The following is a 21,386-nucleotide window of genomic DNA, read 5'->3' on the forward strand; positions in this document are numbered from 1 at the left end:
TCTTGAGTTATTTCAAAAAACATCTTGCAATAGGTTTCTCTTTTCCGTAAACACTACTTCACCGAGTCGTTCTTACACAGAACACCTCGAGCCGAGGTGGTGGAATTGGTAGACACGCTGTCTTGAGGGGGCAGTGGAAGAGATTCCGTGGGGGTTCGAATCCCCCCCTCGGCACCATGCAACAAATGAAGGGCCGGAACGAAAGTTCCGGCCCTTTTGCGTGTGTTACGTAAAGGACATAAAGAGAGTACGCTTACAACTGTTTATCTCGAATGACTTCTAACAATTTTAACATCTTTCTGGCTGATTTAATTAATAAAAGTCGTAAAAGTTTTTTTGTGTTTTTCAAAAAAAAGACTTGCAATGCTTGTCATATATTTGTAAACACTTCTTCACCGAGTCGTTCTTAAACAGAACACCTCAAGCCGAGGTGGTGGAATTGGTAGACACGCTGTCTTGAGGGGGCAGTGGAAGAGATTCCGTGGGGGTTCGAATCCCCCCCTCGGCACCATGCAACAGAGAAAAAGGTTGAAGCTAAGGCTTCAACCTTTTTTTTGAGCTTTTATATAGACACACTAATATTTTTTAGTTATTAATTTATTAATATCTGTTTATGCGTTTAAAAAAATATGCAAGGTGTCTTTTTATGTGTTTTTCTATGTGTAATGCGATTTTGCTGGTTCTTTTATTGTGTTGTGCGAGTCCAGTTAAAGCTGAAGAATTTCGATATATAAGGCCAAAGGATGGAGATTCCTTCATGATTAATCTAAGGGGTCTTGATATTGATCTGCGTCTTATCTCAGTAGACTGTCCTGAATATTCACAGGAATACGGGCTGGAGGCCAGAAAATATACTGATCAATGGCTGAGAAAAGGGCGGGCTTATATTGAATACGATCATCGTACCCAGGATAGATATAAGCGTGTACTGGGATATGTATGGAGAAATGGTAAGATGCTTAATTATGATCTGGTTCGCCAAGGCTACTGTATTGCCGCCTACTATCCGGAGACCAGTTTGCATTACGAGGAAATCAAGCGGGCTGAAAACCTTGCCAGAAATGACAAGGTGGGGATATGGAGAAATGGAGGGTTGAAGATGACTCCTGCTGAATTCCGAAAACTCAAACGCAGACGAAGAGCCTCTACCCGCTAAGAATCCAGCAGTTTAGGCATGTTTTTCAGTGCTTCCCGTTTGGTCAGCGGAGAAAGGCTGGAGTCATTCTCTTTGACGAAGTCATTGATGGTCTGCGGATTTGTCCAGGCATAATCTCTTAAAGCCCAGCCGATAGCCTTGCGTAAAAAGAATTCCTTTGAAGTGACATTTGGAGCGATGCATTTTTTTAATAAATCGAAATTAAGCTCATCTTTAAATCGCAGCTGACATAGAATTGACGAGCGCCTTTTCCATAAATTTTCATCCACCGCCCATTCTTCCATTAACTCAGACATTCTCGTCGGTTCTGCTCGCAGTATATTCCCGAGAGGGCCGGCGAGGTTATCACAATAATCCCACCAGGCACCGGTTACAATCAATTCCTCAAGCATCGGAAGGGCATCCCAGGTTTGAAAGTCTACACAGGGCTTCCACGTAATCAGGTCTATTGCAGAGTAGCGTTCTTCCCTGAACTCTGCGTTACGCCAAATGAAAAGAACACAATCAGTCCATTTCCTGAAATCCCATGGCTTGAAATCTGTAAATATCTTTCTAGAAGCTTTCCTACGGACTGGAGTTTTAACTCCGTAAAAAAGCATTTCTGATTTCATGTAGCGCTGCATCTCAGGTGCTTGTTTCGGATCAGCCTGTTCATGCAAGGTCTTCTTTATGGCCTGTAATAAATTATCGGGGTGAAAAGTTGTCATCTGTGATCTGTGTCCATTCGGTATAATATTGAATTGTTTTTTAACTGTAACCAGTTGCAGCTAATTTTCCAATATGTTTATATGGCAGATGATTCTTTTGATCTAATATTCAAACATCAGCTGAAATTTAAACACTGCGAGGATAATTATGCTGCATCATATTAAAAAATCGAAAAAAAATGCAGAAGACCGTAAGAACTATATAATGCCTGTTTACGGTTCCCGGGACCTTGAGGAACCTATTCCTAAATATTCAATCCCTGATGAAAGCATTGATCCCCGTCACGCGTACGCCCTCGTAAAAGACGAACTTATGCTTGATGGTAATTCCAGACTGAACCTTGCCACTTTTGTTACTACCTGGATGGAAGATGAAGCCCGGCAGCTCATGACTGATACATTTGACAAGAACATGATCGACAAAGATGAATACCCGCAAACAGCCGAACTGGAAGATCGCTGCGTTCATATCCTCTCAGATCTTTACAATATTCCGGACGAGGAGGGGGCTTGTGGATGTTCAACGACAGGTTCCAGCGAGGCAGCGATGTTATGTGGTATGGCCCTGAAATGGAAATGGCGTGACCGCATGAAATCCAGAGGCAGGCCGACTGATAAACCTAACATGGTGATAAGTGCCAGTGTGCAGGTCTGCTGGGAAAAGTTCTGCCGGTACTGGGAAGTTGAACCAAGACTCATTCCTGTTTCAGACGGACATTACAGCATGAAAACAGAAGATGTAATCGCCGCCTGTGATGAAAATACCATAGGAGTTGTAGCCATACTTGGGACAACACATACCGGGGAATTTGAGCCGGTTAAGGAATATAACGATGCTCTGGAAAAATACAATTCTGAAACCGGATACGATATCCCACTGCATGTAGATGCAGCCAGTGGAGGATTCATAGCTCCGTTTATTGCTCCTGACCTTGAATGGGATTTTCGTCTCAAATGGGTCAAGTCGATTAATGTCTCAGGGCATAAGTTCGGTCTTGTTTATCCCGGAGTGGGCTGGGCAATATGGCGTCATACATCTGAATTACCGGAAGATCTTGTCTTCAGGGTCAACTATCTTGGTGGCGAAATGCCGACTTTTGCACTGAACTTTTCCCGCCCGGGAAATCAGGTCGTTGCCCAGTACTATAATTTTATTCGCCTCGGAAGGGAGGGATACACCAGAGTGATGCAGGCATGTATGGATACTGCTGAGTTTATTAAAGCAGAACTTGAAGAAACTCATGTTTTTGAAAGTCTGTTGCCGGAACTCAAAATGCCGCTGATTACTTTCCGCATCCGCCGGGATGTCAATGTTGATTTCAACGTATTTGAAGTCTCCGAATTATTACGGCACCGGGGATGGCTGGTTCCGGCATACACAATGCCTGAAAATTGTGAAGATGATGCCGTATTGCGAATTGTGGTTAAGGAAGGGATGAGCATGGACATGGCTCATTTGCTGATGGATGATATTCGGAGAATAATTCATAAATACGAGCATACCTCAGACTCAACGCAGAGCACCAGATCTACAATGAAGCAGTGCTGACAAAAAAACGGCGGATTCTTTAAAAAATCCGCCGTTTTTTTATGGTTTTATGTAGGCGCATCCCTGCTGCTGCAGTTTGCAGAGTTCGGCAACTCCGGCGGATACAACTACGCAATACTCCAGCATATCTTCTTCGTTGTAGTTGAATTTCAATAAAGAATTACTGCAGAGGCAAAACCTTACCCCCTGTGAATAAAGATGTTCAATCATTTTAAAATTTTCTTCCGCAAAATCTTTTTTGAAGAGACGTACTGCCTGCCCGTTGGCAACCAGATGAATTTCTGAACCCTCTGAGTCAGGCTCTTTTAACAGGTTTGCGATGTTGCCAAGGCCCATTTTAAGAACTTGTTCATCATCCCAATCGATATGGAAAACCACTTTGTAAGACACAATGCGACTCCTTGTTAAGTAAGAACAAAATGCTTGTAAAAACTCATTTATTCATAGACATCATTGATAACAGTTCATACAATTTAACTTACCCTTGAACTATACATTATTTTTCTCAAAAGGAGATCAGAAATGGCAGAAATAAAAAAAAGTGTAGAATACATATTCCACGGTCTTGATGCACTGGATGTTCTTCTTTGCTCCAAAGAAGCTGAAAATCTTAATGTAAGAAATATAGTTGGTCTTCTGCATCCTGTTCTTGAAGATGCAAAGAGAAGGGCACACACAGAAATTTCAGCTCGTGGCAGCAGTAAAGATAAAGACTAAAAAATGTCCTGCAAGAAAATTAAAGCTGTAGTTGAAGAAAACTTAGCTGACCTGATCAATTTTTATAAGGAACTTCATGCCAATCCGGAACTTTCGGGCAGAGAAGAAAAAACTTCTGCTGTTATAGCCGGGAATCTTGAAGCTTTTGATATTAAAGTCACCCGTGATTTCGGTGGCTATGGAGTTGTCGGGGTTCTGACAAACGGGGAAGGGCCTACTGTAATGGTTAGGGCGGATATGGACGCGCTTCCTGTTACAGAAGATTCAGGGCTCGAATATGCCAGCAGGGTCAAAACTCTCGATGATACCGGAAAAAACGTTGGAGTCATGCACGCCTGTGGACATGATGTTCACATGACAACGCTCGTGGGAACGGCGAAAGTTCTTTCCACCGTGAAAGACAGATGGTCCGGCCGGATTCTTTTTGTCGGCCAGCCGGCTGAAGAATCGATGTCCGGTGCAAGGGCAATGCTTAAGCAGGGACTTTATAAAAAATTCGGTCGGCCTGATTTTTGTCTGGCCACTCATGTTTACCCCAAAATTCAAATCGGTAAAATTGCTTTGCGGTCAGGACCGATCATGGCCGGAACCTATCAGCTGAAGGTTACTGTCAGAGGAGTAGGAGGGCATGGTGCTATTCCGCATGAAAGCCGTGACCCGATAGTATTGGCTGCGCGAATTGTCACAGCACTTCAGACAATTGTAAGCAGGGAGTTCAGTCCGCTTTCACCGGCAGTGGTTACGGTGGGCTCTATCCATGGTGGAACCAGGGCGAATATTATTCCAGATAAGGTGGAGATGGAAATCACTGCCAGATTTATGGATTCCGCCGGACGAAATAAAATTTTTGAATCCATAAAAAGAATCTGCAGACACGAGGCTCTGGCTATGAATCTCCCGGAAGAACTTCTGCCGGTTGTGGAATTGGATGAAGAAGGAGAACTCCCCGCAACGATTAATGACAGCGGCCTAGCCTCTGTTGTTAGTGATGCCTGCACTGAGCAATTGGGTCCGCAAGCCTGCGTTGAAGCCGAAATATCTATGGGGAGTGAAGATTTTTCTTTGTTCAGAACGGAAAGTGAGCAGGAAGTACCATGCTGTCTGTTTTTTACCGGAGCCTCATCACCCGCAGAGATGGAGTTGTACCATAAAGACGGAATTAATCCGCCAAGTCTTCACAACAGTCGTTTTGCGCCTGATCCAGCCCCGACCATCAGTACAGCTGTAACAGCTATGAGTGCTTCGGTGGTTAAGCTTCTTTCTTAAATTTCAATCAACAAAAAATCCGCCCGAAATGTAAGTTTCAGGCGGATTTTGTTATTACAATTGGTTGTTGATTAAAATGGAAATGATGATTCTCCATCAGCACCTATTTTGGCAAGCTTCCCATCAATGGCATTTAATCTCGCCTGAGCTGCTTCCTTCTGAGCTTTTCTGTCGGCATTCTTAATAACCGTATTGAGAAATCTTTTTGCAGTTTCAAACTGTCCTTTATGCTCATAAATCATTGAAGCACGATACATCGCAGTCACAGCCCATATATTTTCTTCAGGAAATTTCCAGGCCAGTTTAAGATAGTTTCTTAAGGCGGCCTCCTTATCTCCCATGGCGTGTTCGCCTTCAGCAATCCAGAACAGGATTTCAGCTTTGAGCTCGTTATTTAGATCTTTTCGTTCTTCCCATATTCTTTCAAGTATAGCTTGAGCTTTTTGAAGTTCACCTTTCTGCTGAATCATCAGGGCCAGTTTTAATTCCTTGGCCGGTGCTAGAGTCCCACCGGAGTCAATTATTTCATTATAGCCTTTAAGGGCTTTGGCATCTTCACCAACGGCAAGGTTATATTCAACTGCAGCATTCAACCATTTCAAGCGGATATCTTTTCCGAATTTATCCTGATTGACTCTTTTAAGATAAAAGGCTGAAAGCTTAAAATCACGTTTTTGAGCTGCATTTTGTGCCAGAAAAATAAAACTGCGCGCACCTAACTCAGATTCCTGAAATAGAAATGCCATACGTCTAGCCGTATTCAGGTCTTTTTTCTTATTGAATGAAGATGAAAGATCATGAAACAGCAACAATCTATCCAAAGGGTTCTCATTGATAAGACTGTTTAACTCTGAATCTGGAATTGAATTCCAGAAGGGCAGTTTCATTGAGCTGAAATAATCGACGCCAGCAGCTTCGCAAAGATTCGATATTATATAGAAATGTCCCGGACGGCCACTGTCATGGCTGTTTATGATCTTTGAAAAGTTAGGCTTGAATACAATCGCGGAAGCGATTCTTAAACTTAAAGGTAAAGTATCATTATCCAGTTTTTTCCATACACGTTTGGCTAAATCCATATCTCCGCTAAGAAAAGCGAACGCCAGCCGGTAGTTCTGCAGGGCATTAACAAGATCATTGGAAAGAAGCATTGATCCTGTTTCACGGTCAATTGTTTCAAGTGCCTCTTGAGGTTCCATTTCCAGCAGTTTTTTCCTGAACGCTCCCCATGCCGGGGAAGAGGGGACTGCCAGTTGCCAAAGAGCAGGGGAGGCCATAACGGGTTCTAAAACTTCAGCCTCAAAGAAAGCCTGCGGGTGAACGAGTTTTTCGTTTTTATATAGTTCCAGGCTCTCCGGTCGTTCACCATTTTCAAGGTAATTGGTGACTGAGCTCCAGAAACTATGAACGGTTGCATTGTATACCCCGTCAAGAGTTTTGTGGGATTCAGCCCATTCCCCAAGGCTGGCTGAGGCAAGAGAGCGGGCGATGGTAACACGGTCATTTTCTGTTATTACCGTCGAGTTACTCACCGAAGGCAAAAAAGTTGATGTTTCAGCAAGGGATTCAATTTCAGGCTTGCTGTGTATTACAAAGTAAGTCCTTGGCCATACCTGCTCAGCCTGTGAAAAAGACTGATCCAACAGCATTCTTCGTGCTTCTTTGGAGGAAGAAGGAGTGACAAAATATCCCCAGTAAAGAGAGCGCCAAACATCAAACCAGATATTTTTTAAATTAGGCTCATTGTTGAATTTTGAAGCAAGATCATCCTGATCCATAAGTCTTGCGGCCTGACTGAACCAAATAACAGCCTTGACCGGATCACCTAAGGATCGCTGAGTTTGACCGCCTAGCCAGAGCCGGTTTATTTCCTTTAATTTATCTTCAAATGCCGGAGTCCCCTGAAGAGTGTTCAGGCAGGATGAGTAACGGCCCAGTTTAAAGGCAGTCCGGGCCCGTTTAAGGATGAGATCCGGAGAATCCTCAGTAGTGGAATAGTTGTTTTCAAGTATATCCCAGGCTCCGTATTTCTCCAGCCATCCCTCAAAAGATTCATTTTGAGAAGGAGCTGCAAATACATTAGCCGAGACAGTCGAACTTATTATCAGGGTCGCAAGAAGCGGACGTAATGACTTTTTTAAAAAATGGAATTTCATTATTTCCTCTTAAAATAGAGTTTGGAGTCGTCTGTAGGTTTAACTTCAAAAGCAATAAAGAAAAGCTCAACAGGAGGCAAATTTAAACACGGTTTTTTTTTGAACTGTGGGTTTTTCAGCATTCGGGAAAAGAGTTGATAGACAATTTTAAAGTAGATGAAGTCAAGTTGGCTATTACGAACAAAAGGCAATCTCTAACATATCGAATTTTAACATATTAAACCAAAGTAGGTTATCGATCGAAAATGAGAAACTGACAACAAGGTCATATCTGACAGCTTAGTTATTTAGCAAAGTTTACATAATTTACATTATGAGACATTTGTATAAGGCACTGAAATAAATGTTTAAAATATATCGAGTCATAATATTTTGGTTTCTAACGATTGAATGTTCGTTCTAATTGTTTGTTGGATAATATTCTGAATTCATGGATGTTAACTTAAGCTCAAACCGCGACACTATCTGACGGACTGTGACATTTTTATAGTTAATTTTTTAAAAGTTCTGACCTATCCTAACTTATCGCAAGCTTATCCGTTCATCTTTTTGCTATGAGTCGTGCTTGGACCATAATGCTCTTAAACGCCATGTGTATTAAAAACGAAGTCCCCAGGAAGTATAGACTCCCTGGGGACTTCGTTTTTATTCTGTGTCGGTCTTTAAATTAGAGGACTAGATATCAGTACATGGAACTCTCATCAAAAGTTCATAATCGATCTCAGTGGAATGCACTTTTGAGTTAACAGTTTTTCTTAATGACTCAATATCAGCTATATTGCCTGCTGATATTTCACATTTCAAACAATGAAATTCGAATAAAGCTGAACTATTTATTATCTCTGCCTGATCAATTGATGAACCGGATTTTGTATTGTTTATTTCAAAGACACAGAACTGGGCACCGGATTTTGCAGCCAGAACAGCCTGGGTTGAATTGGTGATACCATCAATGGCAACCAGAACATCTCTGTATGAAAGAATTCTGCAAGCTTTTAAAGCTTCAAGTGAGAGTTTAATTCTTATTACTATGTTGGGGGAAATCTTTAGCAGTTCACGCGATTCTTCAAGAATCTCTTCTGCAGAACTGCCTGATGGCCTCATGAAAACAGGACCATTTACATTCCTTACTATGGATTCTGTATTACTGTCTGGAGCCATACAGGGCTCATCGTCAGTTTCTGAAACAAGATAGGCTCCATCAATCAGACCGTACTCGGTCGCATTTCTGACTTCATAAAGCGAACAAGTCTTAAGGTATATTTTCACACCCGCCTCCCCTGCTCCATCCAAATGCAAAGTGCTCTTTCAACTTAACGTTCAAAGAGCACTTTAAAAATTTTCCGGATTAGTCGCCTTTTTCAGCTTCAAGGCTTTTGACATATTTATCGCGGCATTCATAAGAGCAGAAAAACTCGAGCTTTTCACCGTTACGAACTCGGATATCTCCGTCTTTTTTCACATAAGCACCGCAGATCGGGTCTTTTACCATTTCTCCGGCTTTGATGTCTTTTTTACGCTGCTTTTCCGCCATATCGTTTTTTTTCTTCTGATCACCGCTGAACAGCTTCCACATCACAAAACAGGCAATGGCGATAATAACAAATTTCAACATTATATTTCACCTCTGAACCAAAAACAGGCCGCACCATTTTCAGGTGCGGCCTTTGAATTAATCCTGATAGATTTTATTACCCTCAATGCGGTAATCAATCTGTTTAAGTGCATCGGCAACACTTGTTCCATCGGGGAACACCAAGCCGGGGTCAATTTCCGCCAGTGGATGTAGGACAAATGCCCTCTCCGTAGCGCGTGGATGCGGCACTGTGAGGTAGTCTCCACTGTCTATGACTCTGTCTCCGAAGAGAACAATGTCCAGATCGATGGTTCTTGGGCCGTTTTTAATACCCCGGACACGGTCCATCTGCCCTTCCACAGCCTGAAGCGTGGAAAGAAATCCTTCTGCGGACCACAGCTCGGGGTCAACGGCAAAGCGTACAACCTGATTGCTGAACCACGGCTGATCCTTTAGTCCCTGCGGTTCTGTTTCGTAGGTTTCGGACCAGAGTTCAGGATCAATACCTTCATATTTTTCCAGTCTTGCAACAGCCTGATTCAAGTTGTCTTCGGTGTCTCCGACATTTGAACCAAGACTGACGTAGACCTTTATAGTTGGGAAATCCGTGATACTGCCTCCTTGAGTCTGTCGGTATCGACAGTCAGCGAAATTCTGAAATACCCTTCACCGGATTCGCCAAAGCCGTTACCGGGAGTAACAACAACGCCGGTTTCCTTCAGGAGCTTGGATACGAACTCGGAAGAAGTGTATCCTTCCGGAGTCTTGGCCCATACGAATATGGATGCATCAGGCACCTTGCAGGAAATATTGATCTTTTCCAGAGCTTCAATCACGCAGTCGCGACGCTCTTTGTAGATCTTGCGGAATTCCTTAACGTAAGGTTCGCCCTCTTTAAGTGCAACAATTCCGGCTTCCTGTACAGCCTGAAAAATACCGGAATCGACATTTTCCTTAATTTTTCCAAGTCCGGCAACCAGAGTCGGGTTACCAACGGCCATCCCGCAGCGCCAGCCTGTCATGTTGTAGGTCTTGGACAGGGAATGGAATTCAATGGCAACATCTTTGGCTCCGGGAGTTTCCAGAATGGAGATGGGCTTTTTGTCTTCATCGTAATAGACTTCTGTATATGCAGCGTCTGCGGCGATGATAACGTTGTGCTTCTTGGCCTTAGCAACGAGAGCCTCGTAGAACTCGGGAGTTGCAGTAGCGGAAGTCGGGTTGTTGGGGTAGTTTACAAAGATGATTTTGCATCTGTCCCATTTGGCGTCTTCGATTGCATCGAGATCGGGAAGGAAGTCATTTTCCTCCAGGAGAGGGATCATTTCAACTTCTCCGCCTGCAAAACCGGAAGCTACGGGATAAACAGGATAGTTGGGGGATGCAACCAGGACGAGGTCTCCGGGGTTTACGAAGGCCAGCGGGAAGTGTGCAATACCTTCTTTGGAACCGATGAGTGATACTACTTCTGTGGCAGCATCAAGTTCAACGTTAAACCTTTCCTTGTACCAGTCGGCCACAGCCTGACGGAAGGTAAGCAGTCCCACGTAAGAGGGATACTGATGGTTGACCGGATTTTTAGCTGCCTTGTGCAGAGCTTCAATAATGAAATCGGGAGTCGGAAGGTCAGGATCGCCGATGCCGAGGCTGATGATGTCCACACCTTGAGCAGCAACTTCCGCCTTGAGTCTATCGATTTCAGCAAAAAGGTAAGGGGGAAGAGTTGCAAGCCTGTCGGCAAGTTTGAATTCTGGCATTTCGATGTGCTCCTGTCATTTTTTTTGGTTAATTTATTCTCGAACTATTTAATTGGGCTTGTTTGCTCTGTCAATCAGCTTGAGCAGATGCAGTCATCGGTGTAATGAATAACCCATATGACTGAAAACGAGAACAAAACGTCCGCAAAACACCAATGGATCGACCGCTATCTTGAGCATCTGCTCATCGAGCGGGGGCTTTCGGAGAACAGCCTTAACGGATATCTGAGTGATCTGGAGTCTTTTCAGGCCTTTCTGGAGGAAAGGTCAGCTAAAATTGAGGACGCCACAGGTCAGACATTACTGCTCTACCTTACATATTTAAGGTCGAAAGCATTGAAATCAACCTCACTTGCGAGGCATCTTTCGTCTTTACGGGGATTTTTCGATTTCTGCATGACACGCGGATTTATCAAAGATAACCCTGCTACCCTGCTGGAAAACCCAAAACTCCCCAGAAAAATTCCCGAGTTCCTTTCACCGGAAGAGATCGCACGAATACTCGCACTTCCCGTTTTGACCGAAAAACTCGGTTTTCGGGACCGGGCAATGCTGGAGCTTCTCTATGCGGCCGGTATGAGAGTCTCTGAACTGGTTGACCTCAGGATTGAGGATTTCGATCCGCAGACCGGAGTTCTCATAATTTTCGGCAAAGGCTCGAAAGAACGGTTGGTACCCATTCATTATGTGGCGCAAAATTACTTAAACCAATACATTAAGGATTGGCGTCCTGCCTTTAATCCCAAAGTTAAGAACGTGTTTCTCAACAGGTCCGGAAAGGGATTGACCAGACAGGGGGTCTGGAAAATGATAAAGAAATACACGCTGGAAGCAGGAATCAAACGCTCAATATCACCGCACACTTTCAGGCATTCATTTGCCACCCACTTGCTGGATGGCGGCGCGGATTTACGTACAGTCCAGCTGCTCTTAGGTCATTCGAACATTAACGCTACTGAAATATACACACATATTCAAGCCGGAAGATTGGTCCAACTCCACAAACGCTTTCACCCACGATCTGTAATGTGAGATTTTAAGAATGTCAAAAAATGAAGAGCTGATAAAAGCGGAAACAATAATAACAGGCCATGTTAATGCCGATTTCGACTGTCTGGCTGCTATTGTAGCTGCGGGAAAGCTTTATCCCGGGGCCATCCTGATTTTTCCGGGAAGCCAGGAAAAAAACCTTCGAAATTTTTACATGGAAAGTGCGACATATTTCTTCAATTTCAAGCACTTGAAAGAAATAGACAAAAATTCGGTAAAACTTCTTGTGGTGGTTGATACATCCAGAAAAAAAAGAATTCTGCATGTCCACCCTATTCTCAAAAATCCGGAATTGCGCATTCACATTTACGATCACCACATGAAATCAGAATGTGATCTTGATCCAGAATTTATAATCAAGAAGCCCTGGGGCTCGAGTGTTGCCATCCTCTCGCACGAGATCCGCAAGCGCGACATTGAAATCAATCAGGAAGAAGCTACCATAATGGGGCTTGGGCTATATGAAGACACAGGTTCATTCGGTTTCAACTCCACTACAGAACACGACTTCGAGGCCGGAAAGTGGCTGCTTAAAAACGGTATGGAGCTTGATGTCATAACTGATCTGCTGAACCGGGATCTAACCGCCCAGCAGATAACTCTTCTGGGCCGCCTGCTCGAAGGAGCCACCACTCATTCCATAAATGATCTTGATGTCGTAATCACCGAGATAAGTACGGCGGAATATGTCGGCGATTTTTCTGTTCTGGTCCATAAATTCATGGATGTGGAAAATATTAAGGTTTTGTTCGCACTCGCGCGTATGAATGACCGAATCCACCTTGTTGCCCGTTCGAGAACAAATGATATTGATGTAGGCGCAGTCTGTACCACTTTCGGAGGCGGTGGACACGTCTATGCCGCCTCGGCAACAATCAAGGACAGGACCCTTGCCGAAGTCCGTGACGAACTTTTCGCCATACTTTACTCAAAAGTATCTCCGCAGATGAATGTGGAATCAATCATGTCCCGCCCTCCTGTAGCAATCGCCCGGGATATGTCCATCCAGAAAGCTGTTGAACGCATGACTCATTACAGTCTTAAGGGCGTTCCGGTCGTTGACTCAATGGATAACATGCGGGTTGTGGGCATTCTAGAGCAGAAAACCGCCGACAAGGCTCTCTCCCACAATCTTGGTGACGTGGAAGTTGAAATTTATATGCAGAACCCTTTTTCATCCATAAAAGTTGATTCGGGGCTGCACAGGGTTATGGAGATCATACTCGGACAGAAACAGCGTCTTGTTCCGGTGGTTGAAAACGATCAGTTGATAGCGGTTGTTACCCGTACAGATCTGATCAATCTACTGGTCAAGGATCCGTCCCGGATTCCTGAATCATTGTTTCCTGACAAAAAACAGGAACGGAACATTCGCAATATCATGCGCAACCGTTTGCCGAACCAGATTCTGGACATTCTTGAGACAGCCGGGGAAATGGCTGAAGAACTAGGGACGCAAGCGTATGTTGTAGGTGGTTTTGTCAGGGATATCCTTCTGACCAAGAGTAATTTTGATCTGGATCTGGTGGTTGAAGGAGACGGCATAGCGTTCGCCAAAAAGCTTGCAAGAAGAATGGAAGGACGCGCGAAATATCACCGGAAATTCAAAACAGCGGTCGTGATACTTCCTGACGGACAGCGGGTTGACGTAGCTACTGCCCGCCTTGAATATTACGAATATCCGGCCGCCCTGCCCACTGTTGAGCTGTCTTCAATAAAGATGGATCTTTATCGACGGGATTTTACAATTAACGCGCTGGCTGTCCATATAAACCCGTCTAGCTTTGGAAAGCTGGTTGATTTCTTCGGTTCGCAGCGAGATCTCAAGGACAGGACGGTTCGTGTTCTTCACGCGCTCAGTTTTGTTGAAGATCCGACAAGGATTATGCGCGCCGTACGGTTTGAGCAGCGCTATGGATTCAGAATCGGCGGACAGACGCTGAGTCTCATTAAAAATGCTCTCAAGCTCAACCTGATAAACAAGCTTTCCGGTTACCGGCTGATGCATGAACTCAGACTTATTCTGGATGAAGAGACTGCACAGAAAAGTATTCGCAGATTGAATGAACTGGGGGTACTTGAAGCTGTTCACCCATTGTTATTACTAAATAACGCCCGTATTCAGGTGCTTGGGGAGCTTGATAAAGTACTGAGCTGGTACAGCCTTCTCTATCTTGATCCGCCCATTGAAAGCTGGAAAACATATTTTCTGGGTATGTGCATGGGGATTTCTAAAGGAAAAATGGAACAGATCTATGATCGGTTCAGTTTTTCTCCCAGCGAAAGGAAAGAGTTCGTTCATTTGCGTGACACAATTTTCTGGGCAGCCGGAAATATCATGAACATCAAGCAGGAACTCAAGCCAAGTGAGATTTTTGATATCCTGCACCCTGTTCCCCTTGAAGGCATTCTGTTCATTATGGCCCGAACAAAGCGGGAAATGATCAAAAAATATATCTCTCAATATCTCACCAGTCTGAGACTTAAAGAAGTTGATGTCTCTGGTGAGGATCTCAAGACACTCGGCCTGCCCCCCGGACCTAAGTATTCCGAGCTTCTGTACAAAACAAGGCTTGCGGTTCTGGATGGTGACCTGAGAGGTAGAAGAGAGCAGCTTGAGTTTCTGGAAAATGAAATCAGGAAAATATCGAAATAGAGTTTTATAAAATTTCAAACTGAAAATTTAATTTAGAAAAGGTATCAGGTGCATAAAAGAGGGGTTTCGCTTGCTCTTGAGCTGTAACCCGTGTAGAACATGCACACTTTTACTAAAATGGTTATGTTTTTTAAAAGGCGTCTTTAATCGAACAGCAACGTTTCTTATATTAGTTGTTGAAAATTAGTTCGTATTTAATTAGTGGAATTTTATATCGTTTGATCAAATCAACAGTCAGCGCCTTCTGTTTGATATCAAACAAAATCAACAATATCTTTTTATCCATATTAAGATATTGTAAAGGTTGCTTGAAATATGGACGTATTGTGGGCTCCATGGCGAATGGATTATATATTGGGTCCCAAGCCGGACGAATGTGTTTTCTGTATTCCGGAAAGCACTGATGAAGACGAGGAAAGACTGATTCTGCACAGAGCTGAGCACTGTTTTGTGATCATGAACAAATTTCCTTATAATAATTGTCATCTTATGGTTACGCCCTACAGGCATGTGAGTAAACTTACTGATCTTGATGAGGCAGAAGCTTCAGAGATCATGAAGTATATAACAATAAGCTGCGATATTCTGGAGAAGGCATGTAATCCTCAGGGGATCAATGTCGGTCTGAATATAGGGGAAGCAGCCGGAGCTGGGATCGCCGCCCATCTCCACTTTCAACTCGTTCCGCGTTGGAACGGGGATGCATCGTTTATGGCGGTGTTCGGTGAAACAAATGTTATTCCCGATCACCTGTCCTCAACTTATAAAAGGCTCAAGCCGTTTTTTGACAGCATTGTCGCTAAGTAACACTAAGGAGGGTTTCATGCGTTACTTGAAGGTTTTGGCTCTGGTAATCCTGTTTTTCTTTTCAATGGTATTCTTTGTTCAGAATACTCCCGAACTCGGTAAGACCGTTGTTCTGTCCATAGAACTGCTGCAGTATAAGTTCACTAGCCAGGAACTTCCTTACTACCTGCTTATCCTGACTGCTTTCGCCGTCGGCGCTGTTATCACTCTGCTCTATTTCATGGGCGACAAAATCCGTCTTTCCGGTCAGCTTCGTACATGCCGTACCAGAATGGCCAACCTTGAGCAGGAAGTTAACTCCCTGCGCAATATGCCCCTTGACGAAGGTAACTACCCCTCCGCAGCATCAGAACCTGCTGAAGAAAAACGCGAAGAACAGGCTTAAGCTGAACATGAATACGGAGTATACGTGTCTCTTTTAAGCGTATTCAAAAAGAAAAAGACGGTGTCCGATAATCGGGCACCGTCTTATTCTTCTGACAGACCTCTGAACAGGGGCGGACTTCCGGATACCCGGGCCGCGATCGATGAACTGAGCAAGGTCGTTAAAGACAATCCTGAAGCTGTTGAAATTTATCTAGCCCTGGGGAACCTGTACCGTTCTCAGGGAGAGATAGAACGTGCTGCACAGATCAGAAACAGTTTGATTTTACGTCCGGGACTGACTCCTGAAACAAAAGCTCGCGCCCTGTACGAACTGGGACGTGATTTCAGCCGAGGAGGTTTTCTGGATCGTGCGGTGAGTGCTTTTGAAAAAGCGCGTGAAATAGCCGGAGATTCTCCTGAGATACTTATTGAATTGGCTGAAATAGCAGCCAGAAGCCGTGAATTCGAACGGGCGGCCTCTTTTTATTCCACCCTTTCCCGTCCTGTACAGGAAGCACATTACCTTACCTGCCAGGCCGAAGATGAGTTCAATGAGGGTGAGGATGCAAAGGCATACCGCACTCTCAAGAATGCACTTAAAATTTCCCCTCACTCCGCAGAAGCATGGCTGCTGGTTTTGACCAGACTGAAAAAAGAAGGCTCTCTGCATGAGTTTATTGAAAAGTTCAAAGAATCTCTTTCATGTGTTCCGGTTAAACTCAGATTCGTACTTGTTGAGGGTCTGCTTGCGGATTCACTCATATTCGGCGATACTCTGTTAAGCAAAGTTGATGAAGACAAGGATCGTAATCTACCATTTTATAAAGTAATGGTTGAAGAAATTGAAAAATCTGACCCTGACGTAATCATGCATTATTACGGTGCCAGACTTCTTCAGTTGTGTGGGCGTGAAGAGGAAGCCAGTGTATGGCTCGAGAAAACTTTGATGCTTAATCATGATTTCTGGCTGGCCCGTCTTGATCTTTTCAGGCTTGCTCAGAAACATCAGCAGCTTACACCTTCATTTAAAAATCAGCTTGATTTTTTTGTCAGTATTGCCAGAAAGGTGCAACGATTTACCTGTTCCAGTTGCGGTATAAAGAGGGATAGAATATTTTTCATCTGTCCGAGGTGTCGCAGTTGGCATTCCATTACGTTCCGTAAAGAACTGAACCAGTAAGCCATCCATATATTATCGTGAGCAAAATGAAACTCACCCCCATGTTCAAGCAGTACCTTGAGATCAAGGAAGATTATCCTGATTCTCTGCTTTTCTTTCGTATGGGGGATTTTTACGAATTGTTTTTTGAGGACGCAGAAATTGCGGCCCGGGAACTCCAGATTGCCCTGACCTGCCGCAATCCCAACTCTGAACACAAAGTACCCATGTGCGGTGTTCCTCATCATGCGGCCAAAAACTATATTTCCCAGTTGGTGGACAAAGGATTCACCATCACTGTCTGTGACCAGATTGAAGATCCCAAGCAGGCAAAGGGACTGGTCAAACGAGCAGTAACACAGGTCTATACTCCGGGGACAGTGATTGATGATGATACCCTTTCAGCTAAAGCCAACAACTACCTTGCCGCTGTTCTGTGGGACGAGGCCAAAAACGCGGGCGGTATAGCCTGGGTGGATTTTTCCACCGGCCAATGGAGCGGACTTCAAAGCAAAAATGAGAATGACCTCTGGCAGTGGGCGTTAAAGGTTAATCCCAAGGAGTTGATTCTTCCGCAGGGAAAAGCTATTCCGCCCCAATATGGTGAAATTGACGCCCGTATAACCCCTGCTCCTTCCGCTGGTTTCTTTAACCTCAAATCCGCCGGTGACAGCATACTTGAAGTTCAGAACGTGGCTGACCTCGCAGCGTTGGACCTTGAAGACAAGCCGCAGCTTACTCAGACATGCGGTGCACTTCTGGCCTATCTGCGGCAGACCCAGATGCAGGAGTTCACTCATTTAGGAGAGTTCAAGCCGTTGAACCTCACGAAACACATGATCCTTGATGAAGTTACCGAGCGCAATCTTGAAATTTTCAGACGTCTGGACGGCAGAAAAGGCAAAGGTACACTTCTGGCGGTAATGGATAAAACCATAACCCCCATGGGCGGAAGGCTTCTTGCCTCACGTTTGAAGCAGCCATGGCGGGATATGGGGCCTATTGAACAGAACCAGCGGGCAGTATCTTTCTTTTTTGAGGATGATTCCCTGCGTGCCCGGATCCGGGAGTTGCTTGATACTGTTTACGACCTTGAAAGACTCTCAACACGAGTTGTACTGGGCCGTGCCAACCCCAAGGATTTTATCGGACTGCGACAGAGCCTGAAGACTCTTCCTCCTGTTCAGGAATTTCTTCTTAAAGCAGCACGCAAGGCTGATGAAGATACCATAACAATGGCTCCTGCACTGCGGACTATTGTCTCTAAATGGGACAATATGAAAGATGTGGAAGAGATGCTGGACAAAGCTCTGGTGGATAATCCTCCGCCGGTTATTACCGAAGGCGGTCTTTTCAAGACCGGATTCAACGCTGAGCTGGATGAACTCATCCAGTTGACTGAGCATGGGGAATCCACTCTGACGGATCTCCTTGAACAGGAAAAAAAGAATAATGATCTGCCCAAATTGAAATTGGGTTTTAATAAAGTCTTTGGCTATTATTTCGAACTGTCCAAAGCTTTCAAGGGACAGGTTCCTGATTATTTTGAACGCCGCCAGACTCTTGTGAACAGTGAACGGTACATCACACCGGAGCTCAAGACTCTTGAGGAAAAGCTTCTTTCAGCTTCCGAAAAACGCAAGACTCTGGAATACAGCATGTTTCAGAGGGTTCGGGATGAAGTTGCCAAAAACCGCACCCGGTTCATGTTCATGGCCGATGCTGTTGCCGCAATTGATTTCTGGCAGGGACTGGCTGAGGCCGCAAGGGTCAACCGCTGGGTCTGTCCTGAAATTCATGCCGGAATGGAAGTGTCTATTGAAGAAGGACGCCATCCGGTTGTTGAAGCTGTACAGGGCTCCGCCAACTACATACCCAACTCCCTTACCATTGATGAGAAAAGACGAATCCTGCTTATTACCGGCCCCAACATGGCAGGTAAATCAACCGTACTCAGGCAGGTGGCGATTATGGGTATAATGGCCCAGATCGGTTCTTACATCCCGGCCTACAAGGGCCGTATAGGTCTTATGGATCGTGTTTTTTCTAGGGTCGGAGCCTCTGACAACCTTGCACAGGGACAGTCTACATTTATGGTTGAAATGATGGAAACTGCCAGAATTCTGCGGCAGGCATCCATGCGAAGTCTTGTTATTCTTGATGAAATCGGGCGTGGAACAAGCACCTTTGACGGACTGGCCCTTGCCTGGGCTGTGGTGGAAGAGCTTTCACGCCGTGCCCGTGGAGGAATAAGAACCCTCTTTGCCACACACTATCACGAATTGACTTCACTCGAAGGTGTGATTGACGGATTACGCAATTTCAATATCGCGGTGCGTGAATGGAAGGGAGACATTCTGTTTCTCAGAAGACTCGTGCCCGGTCCAGCGGACAAAAGCTATGGAATTGAAGTAGCCAGACTTGCCGGAGTGCCTAAACCTGTAGTAGTCAGAGCAAGAGAGATTCTGGCGGAACTGGAAGAAAAATCCAGGGACGGCAGTTCTGAACACGCTCCCCGGAGCTCTGCGGTCCAATCCATCCTCCCCGGAATGCTCTGCTCCGGAAATGAAAACAAAAATGAAGCTCCGCCCGAAGATCATGCAATTGTTAAAGAACTGCGGGATCTTGACGTTAACGGACTTTCGCCTATAGAAGCCCTCACTCTGCTTAATCAGTGGAAGAAATCACTGGGAGACTAATTGATGAAATCTCGATTTTTCAAAAGAAATTTAATGCTGGCAATCCTTGCCGTCTTTCTGCTTGGATCAACCGGATGCGGCGTAAAAGTCTGGCCTGCTCCGCAAAAAAGTGACGACCTGTTCACATTTGCGTCCGTTGAAGGGCGCAGAGTGGGAGAATGTCTCAAAGTGGTAGTAAAGGTTGACGGTTCGTACCAAAATGTGGACAATCTGAGTCTTCAATTCCAAGCTGACGGTTCCGGCCCCGGAGAAGGCTGTCCCACCTGTCCTTTTTTTCCGGCAATAAGAAAAGAATTTGTTCCCGGTTCCGAAGGTATTCAATCTGACGGCCCTACTTTCGTATTCAGCGAATGTGGACTTGATCCCGCAAAAAGCTATCGTTGGAGAGTTGTAGCACGCAACGTCTACGACACACTCGGAGTTGTTATATCCGACGTGTATACAGCTGCACCTTAATCTAAATATGGAGTCCTTCCACCATGCATCATTTCGAATTCAAGGATAATATCCTTCATGCTGAGAATATCAGCATCCCCGAACTTGCCAATGAATACGGCACCCCTCTTTACGTTTATTCTGCTGCTACCCTGCGCAGACACTTCGAAGCCTTTGATTCTGCCTTTACCGGGCTGGATCACATGACCTGCTACTCCGTTAAAGCCAACTCCAACCTGAGTGTGCTCAAGCTCCTCGCAGAACAGGGTGCGGGTATGGATATCGTTTCCGGTGGTGAGCTTTTTCGCGCATTAAAAGCAGGCGTTCCCGCAAACAAGATTGTTTACTCTGGCGTCGGTAAAAAAGCTTATGAAATAGCTGAAGCCCTTAAGGCTGACATTCTGATGTTCAATGTTGAGTCTGTTGCTGAAATGCACAAAATCAATGAAGTGGCGTCTTCAATGGGTAAAACCGCTCATATCAGCTTCCGTATCAACCCTGATGTTGATCCCCAGACCCATCCATATATTTCCACCGGAATGAAAAAGAACAAATTCGGTCTTGATATGGAAACAGCCAAGGAAGCTTACAAGACCGCCAAAGACCTTTCCAACATCAGCCCTGTCGGCATGGATTGTCACATCGGATCCCAGCTGACAACAATTGAACCTTTCCTTGAAGCTCTGGATAAACTTCTGGCGTTCAGGGAAGAGCTCCATCAGATGGGCGTTGAGATTGAACACCTTGACCTCGGTGGCGGACTCGGTATTACCTATGATGCTGAGACTCCTCCGCATCCCAAGGAATTCGGTGAAGCCCTCAGCAAGGCTCTCGCGGGTAAGAATCTTAAAGTGATCCTTGAACCGGGCCGTGTTATTGCCGGTAATGCCGGTATTCTCGTAACCGAAGTCATTTATACCAAGAAAACCCCTACCAAGGATTTTCTGATTGTTGATGCCGCAATGAACGATCTAGTACGTCCTTCGCTTTATCAATCCCATCATACCATTGATGAAGTTGTTAAGAACGACCGTCCTGAAGTGGATTATGATGTGGTAGGTCCCATCTGCGAATCCGGTGACTTTCTCGCCAAGGACCGCAAGCTTCCTGAAATCAAACAGGGGGAACTCCTGGCTGTTTACTCTGCCGGAGCATACGGTTTCACCATGTCTTCAAACTACAATTCACGTCTCAGGGCTGCTGAGATCATTGTTGATGGTGATGATGTAATCATTGCCCGAAGAAGGGAAACATACGAAGATCTGCTCAACCTTGAATCATAGTATTGTTTAATCACGGACAGAGGGCTGTTATGCCCTCTGTCCGTTCT

The 21,386-nt window shown here is 44.9% G+C and carries 19 protein-coding genes and 2 tRNA genes; 14 read left to right on the forward strand and 7 right to left on the reverse strand.

Annotated elements, in window-relative coordinates; all coding sequences use genetic code 11:
• Positions 1–90 precede the first annotated feature (90 nt).
• From ACZ5PW_RS12545 to ACZ5PW_RS12555, 3 genes are all read left to right on the forward strand, one after another.
• Positions 91–177, forward strand: a tRNA-Leu gene (locus ACZ5PW_RS12545).
• Positions 178–424: 247 nt separating this feature from the next.
• Positions 425–511 (forward strand) — tRNA-Leu (locus ACZ5PW_RS12550).
• Positions 512–757: 246 nt separating this feature from the next.
• Positions 758–1,156 carry a thermonuclease family protein gene (locus tag ACZ5PW_RS12555; protein WP_464554130.1) on the forward strand — a complete coding sequence of 133 codons (399 nt, stop codon included), beginning with the start codon at positions 758–760 and terminating at the stop codon, positions 1,154–1,156.
• On the opposite strand, the gene ACZ5PW_RS12560 is transcribed toward ACZ5PW_RS12555, so the two are convergent.
• Positions 1,153–1,863, reverse strand: coding sequence for a DNA alkylation repair protein (locus tag ACZ5PW_RS12560; RefSeq protein WP_464554134.1), 711 nt, complete (start codon positions 1,861–1,863; stop codon positions 1,153–1,155). The genes ACZ5PW_RS12555 and ACZ5PW_RS12560 overlap by 4 nt on opposite strands.
• Positions 1,864–2,011: 148 nt before the next feature.
• Between ACZ5PW_RS12560 and ACZ5PW_RS12565 the strand changes: the two genes are divergently transcribed.
• The gene (locus tag ACZ5PW_RS12565) at positions 2,012–3,412 is read left to right on the forward strand and encodes a glutamate decarboxylase (protein WP_464554138.1); all 1,401 of its coding nucleotides are present in this window, start codon (positions 2,012–2,014) and stop codon (positions 3,410–3,412) included.
• A 39-nt stretch (positions 3,413–3,451) separates the two neighbouring features.
• On the opposite strand, the gene ACZ5PW_RS12570 is transcribed toward ACZ5PW_RS12565, so the two are convergent.
• Positions 3,452–3,802 carry a DsrE family protein gene (locus ACZ5PW_RS12570; RefSeq protein WP_464554142.1) on the reverse strand — a complete coding sequence of 117 codons (351 nt, stop codon included), beginning with the start codon at positions 3,800–3,802 and terminating at the stop codon, positions 3,452–3,454.
• Between the two features lie 132 nt (positions 3,803–3,934).
• Between ACZ5PW_RS12570 and ACZ5PW_RS12575 the strand changes: the two genes are divergently transcribed.
• Positions 3,935–4,129 (forward strand): hypothetical protein, encoded by a 195-nt coding sequence (locus ACZ5PW_RS12575; RefSeq protein WP_464554146.1) that lies wholly within the window; start codon positions 3,935–3,937, stop codon positions 4,127–4,129.
• A gap of 3 nt (positions 4,130–4,132) precedes the next feature.
• A complete protein-coding gene (locus tag ACZ5PW_RS12580) occupies positions 4,133–5,395 on the forward strand; it encodes a M20 metallopeptidase family protein (RefSeq protein ID WP_464554148.1) in 1,263 nt (420 codons plus the stop codon).
• 71 nt (positions 5,396–5,466) lie between these two features.
• On the opposite strand, the gene ACZ5PW_RS12585 is transcribed toward ACZ5PW_RS12580, so the two are convergent.
• The 5 genes from ACZ5PW_RS12585 to ACZ5PW_RS12605 form a co-directional block, all read right to left on the reverse strand.
• A complete protein-coding gene (locus tag ACZ5PW_RS12585; protein WP_464554150.1) occupies positions 5,467–7,551 on the reverse strand; it encodes a tetratricopeptide repeat protein in 2,085 nt (694 codons plus the stop codon).
• Between the two features lie 675 nt (positions 7,552–8,226).
• On the reverse strand, positions 8,227–8,820 hold the full coding sequence (locus tag ACZ5PW_RS12590; protein WP_464554154.1) for a beta/alpha barrel domain-containing protein: 594 nt from the start codon (positions 8,818–8,820) through the stop codon (positions 8,227–8,229).
• 79 nt (positions 8,821–8,899) lie between these two features.
• Positions 8,900–9,166 (reverse strand): transcriptional regulator, encoded by a 267-nt coding sequence (locus ACZ5PW_RS12595; RefSeq protein WP_464554156.1) that lies wholly within the window; start codon positions 9,164–9,166, stop codon positions 8,900–8,902.
• A 57-nt stretch (positions 9,167–9,223) separates the two neighbouring features.
• Positions 9,224–9,670: a 2-amino-4-hydroxy-6-hydroxymethyldihydropteridine diphosphokinase gene (gene folK, locus ACZ5PW_RS12600; protein ID WP_464554159.1), complete on the reverse strand. Its 447-nt coding sequence runs from the start codon at positions 9,668–9,670 to the stop codon at positions 9,224–9,226.
• Positions 9,671–9,717: 47 nt separating this feature from the next.
• A complete protein-coding gene (locus ACZ5PW_RS12605) occupies positions 9,718–10,884 on the reverse strand; it encodes an LL-diaminopimelate aminotransferase (protein ID WP_464554161.1) in 1,167 nt (388 codons plus the stop codon).
• Between the two features lie 117 nt (positions 10,885–11,001).
• On the opposite strand from ACZ5PW_RS12605, the gene xerD reads away from it, so the two are divergent.
• From xerD to lysA, 8 genes are all read left to right on the forward strand, one after another.
• Positions 11,002–11,916, forward strand: coding sequence for a site-specific tyrosine recombinase XerD (gene xerD, locus ACZ5PW_RS12610; RefSeq protein ID WP_464554163.1), 915 nt, complete (start codon positions 11,002–11,004; stop codon positions 11,914–11,916).
• A 10-nt stretch (positions 11,917–11,926) separates the two neighbouring features.
• Positions 11,927–14,590, forward strand: a complete 2,664-nt coding sequence (locus ACZ5PW_RS12615) for a CBS domain-containing protein (RefSeq protein ID WP_464554165.1) — start codon at positions 11,927–11,929, stop codon at positions 14,588–14,590.
• Positions 14,591–14,905: 315 nt separating this feature from the next.
• Positions 14,906–15,397 carry an HIT family protein gene (locus tag ACZ5PW_RS12620; protein WP_464554167.1) on the forward strand — a complete coding sequence of 164 codons (492 nt, stop codon included), beginning with the start codon at positions 14,906–14,908 and terminating at the stop codon, positions 15,395–15,397.
• Between the two features lie 16 nt (positions 15,398–15,413).
• Positions 15,414–15,782: a LapA family protein gene (locus tag ACZ5PW_RS12625; protein WP_464554170.1), complete on the forward strand. Its 369-nt coding sequence runs from the start codon at positions 15,414–15,416 to the stop codon at positions 15,780–15,782.
• A gap of 24 nt (positions 15,783–15,806) precedes the next feature.
• Complete coding sequence (locus ACZ5PW_RS12630) at positions 15,807–16,943, forward strand: tetratricopeptide repeat protein (RefSeq protein WP_464554172.1); 1,137 nt, start codon at positions 15,807–15,809, stop codon at positions 16,941–16,943.
• Between the two features lie 26 nt (positions 16,944–16,969).
• Positions 16,970–19,621: a DNA mismatch repair protein MutS gene (gene mutS, locus ACZ5PW_RS12635; protein WP_464560405.1), complete on the forward strand. Its 2,652-nt coding sequence runs from the start codon at positions 16,970–16,972 to the stop codon at positions 19,619–19,621.
• A 3-nt stretch (positions 19,622–19,624) separates the two neighbouring features.
• Complete coding sequence (locus ACZ5PW_RS12640; protein WP_464554174.1) at positions 19,625–20,077, forward strand: hypothetical protein; 453 nt, start codon at positions 19,625–19,627, stop codon at positions 20,075–20,077.
• Positions 20,078–20,100: 23 nt separating this feature from the next.
• On the forward strand, positions 20,101–21,339 hold the full coding sequence (gene lysA, locus ACZ5PW_RS12645) for a diaminopimelate decarboxylase (protein ID WP_464554178.1): 1,239 nt from the start codon (positions 20,101–20,103) through the stop codon (positions 21,337–21,339).
• Positions 21,340–21,386: the final 47 nt, after the last annotated feature.

The sequence above is a fragment of the Maridesulfovibrio salinus genome (genome assembly GCF_055394525.1).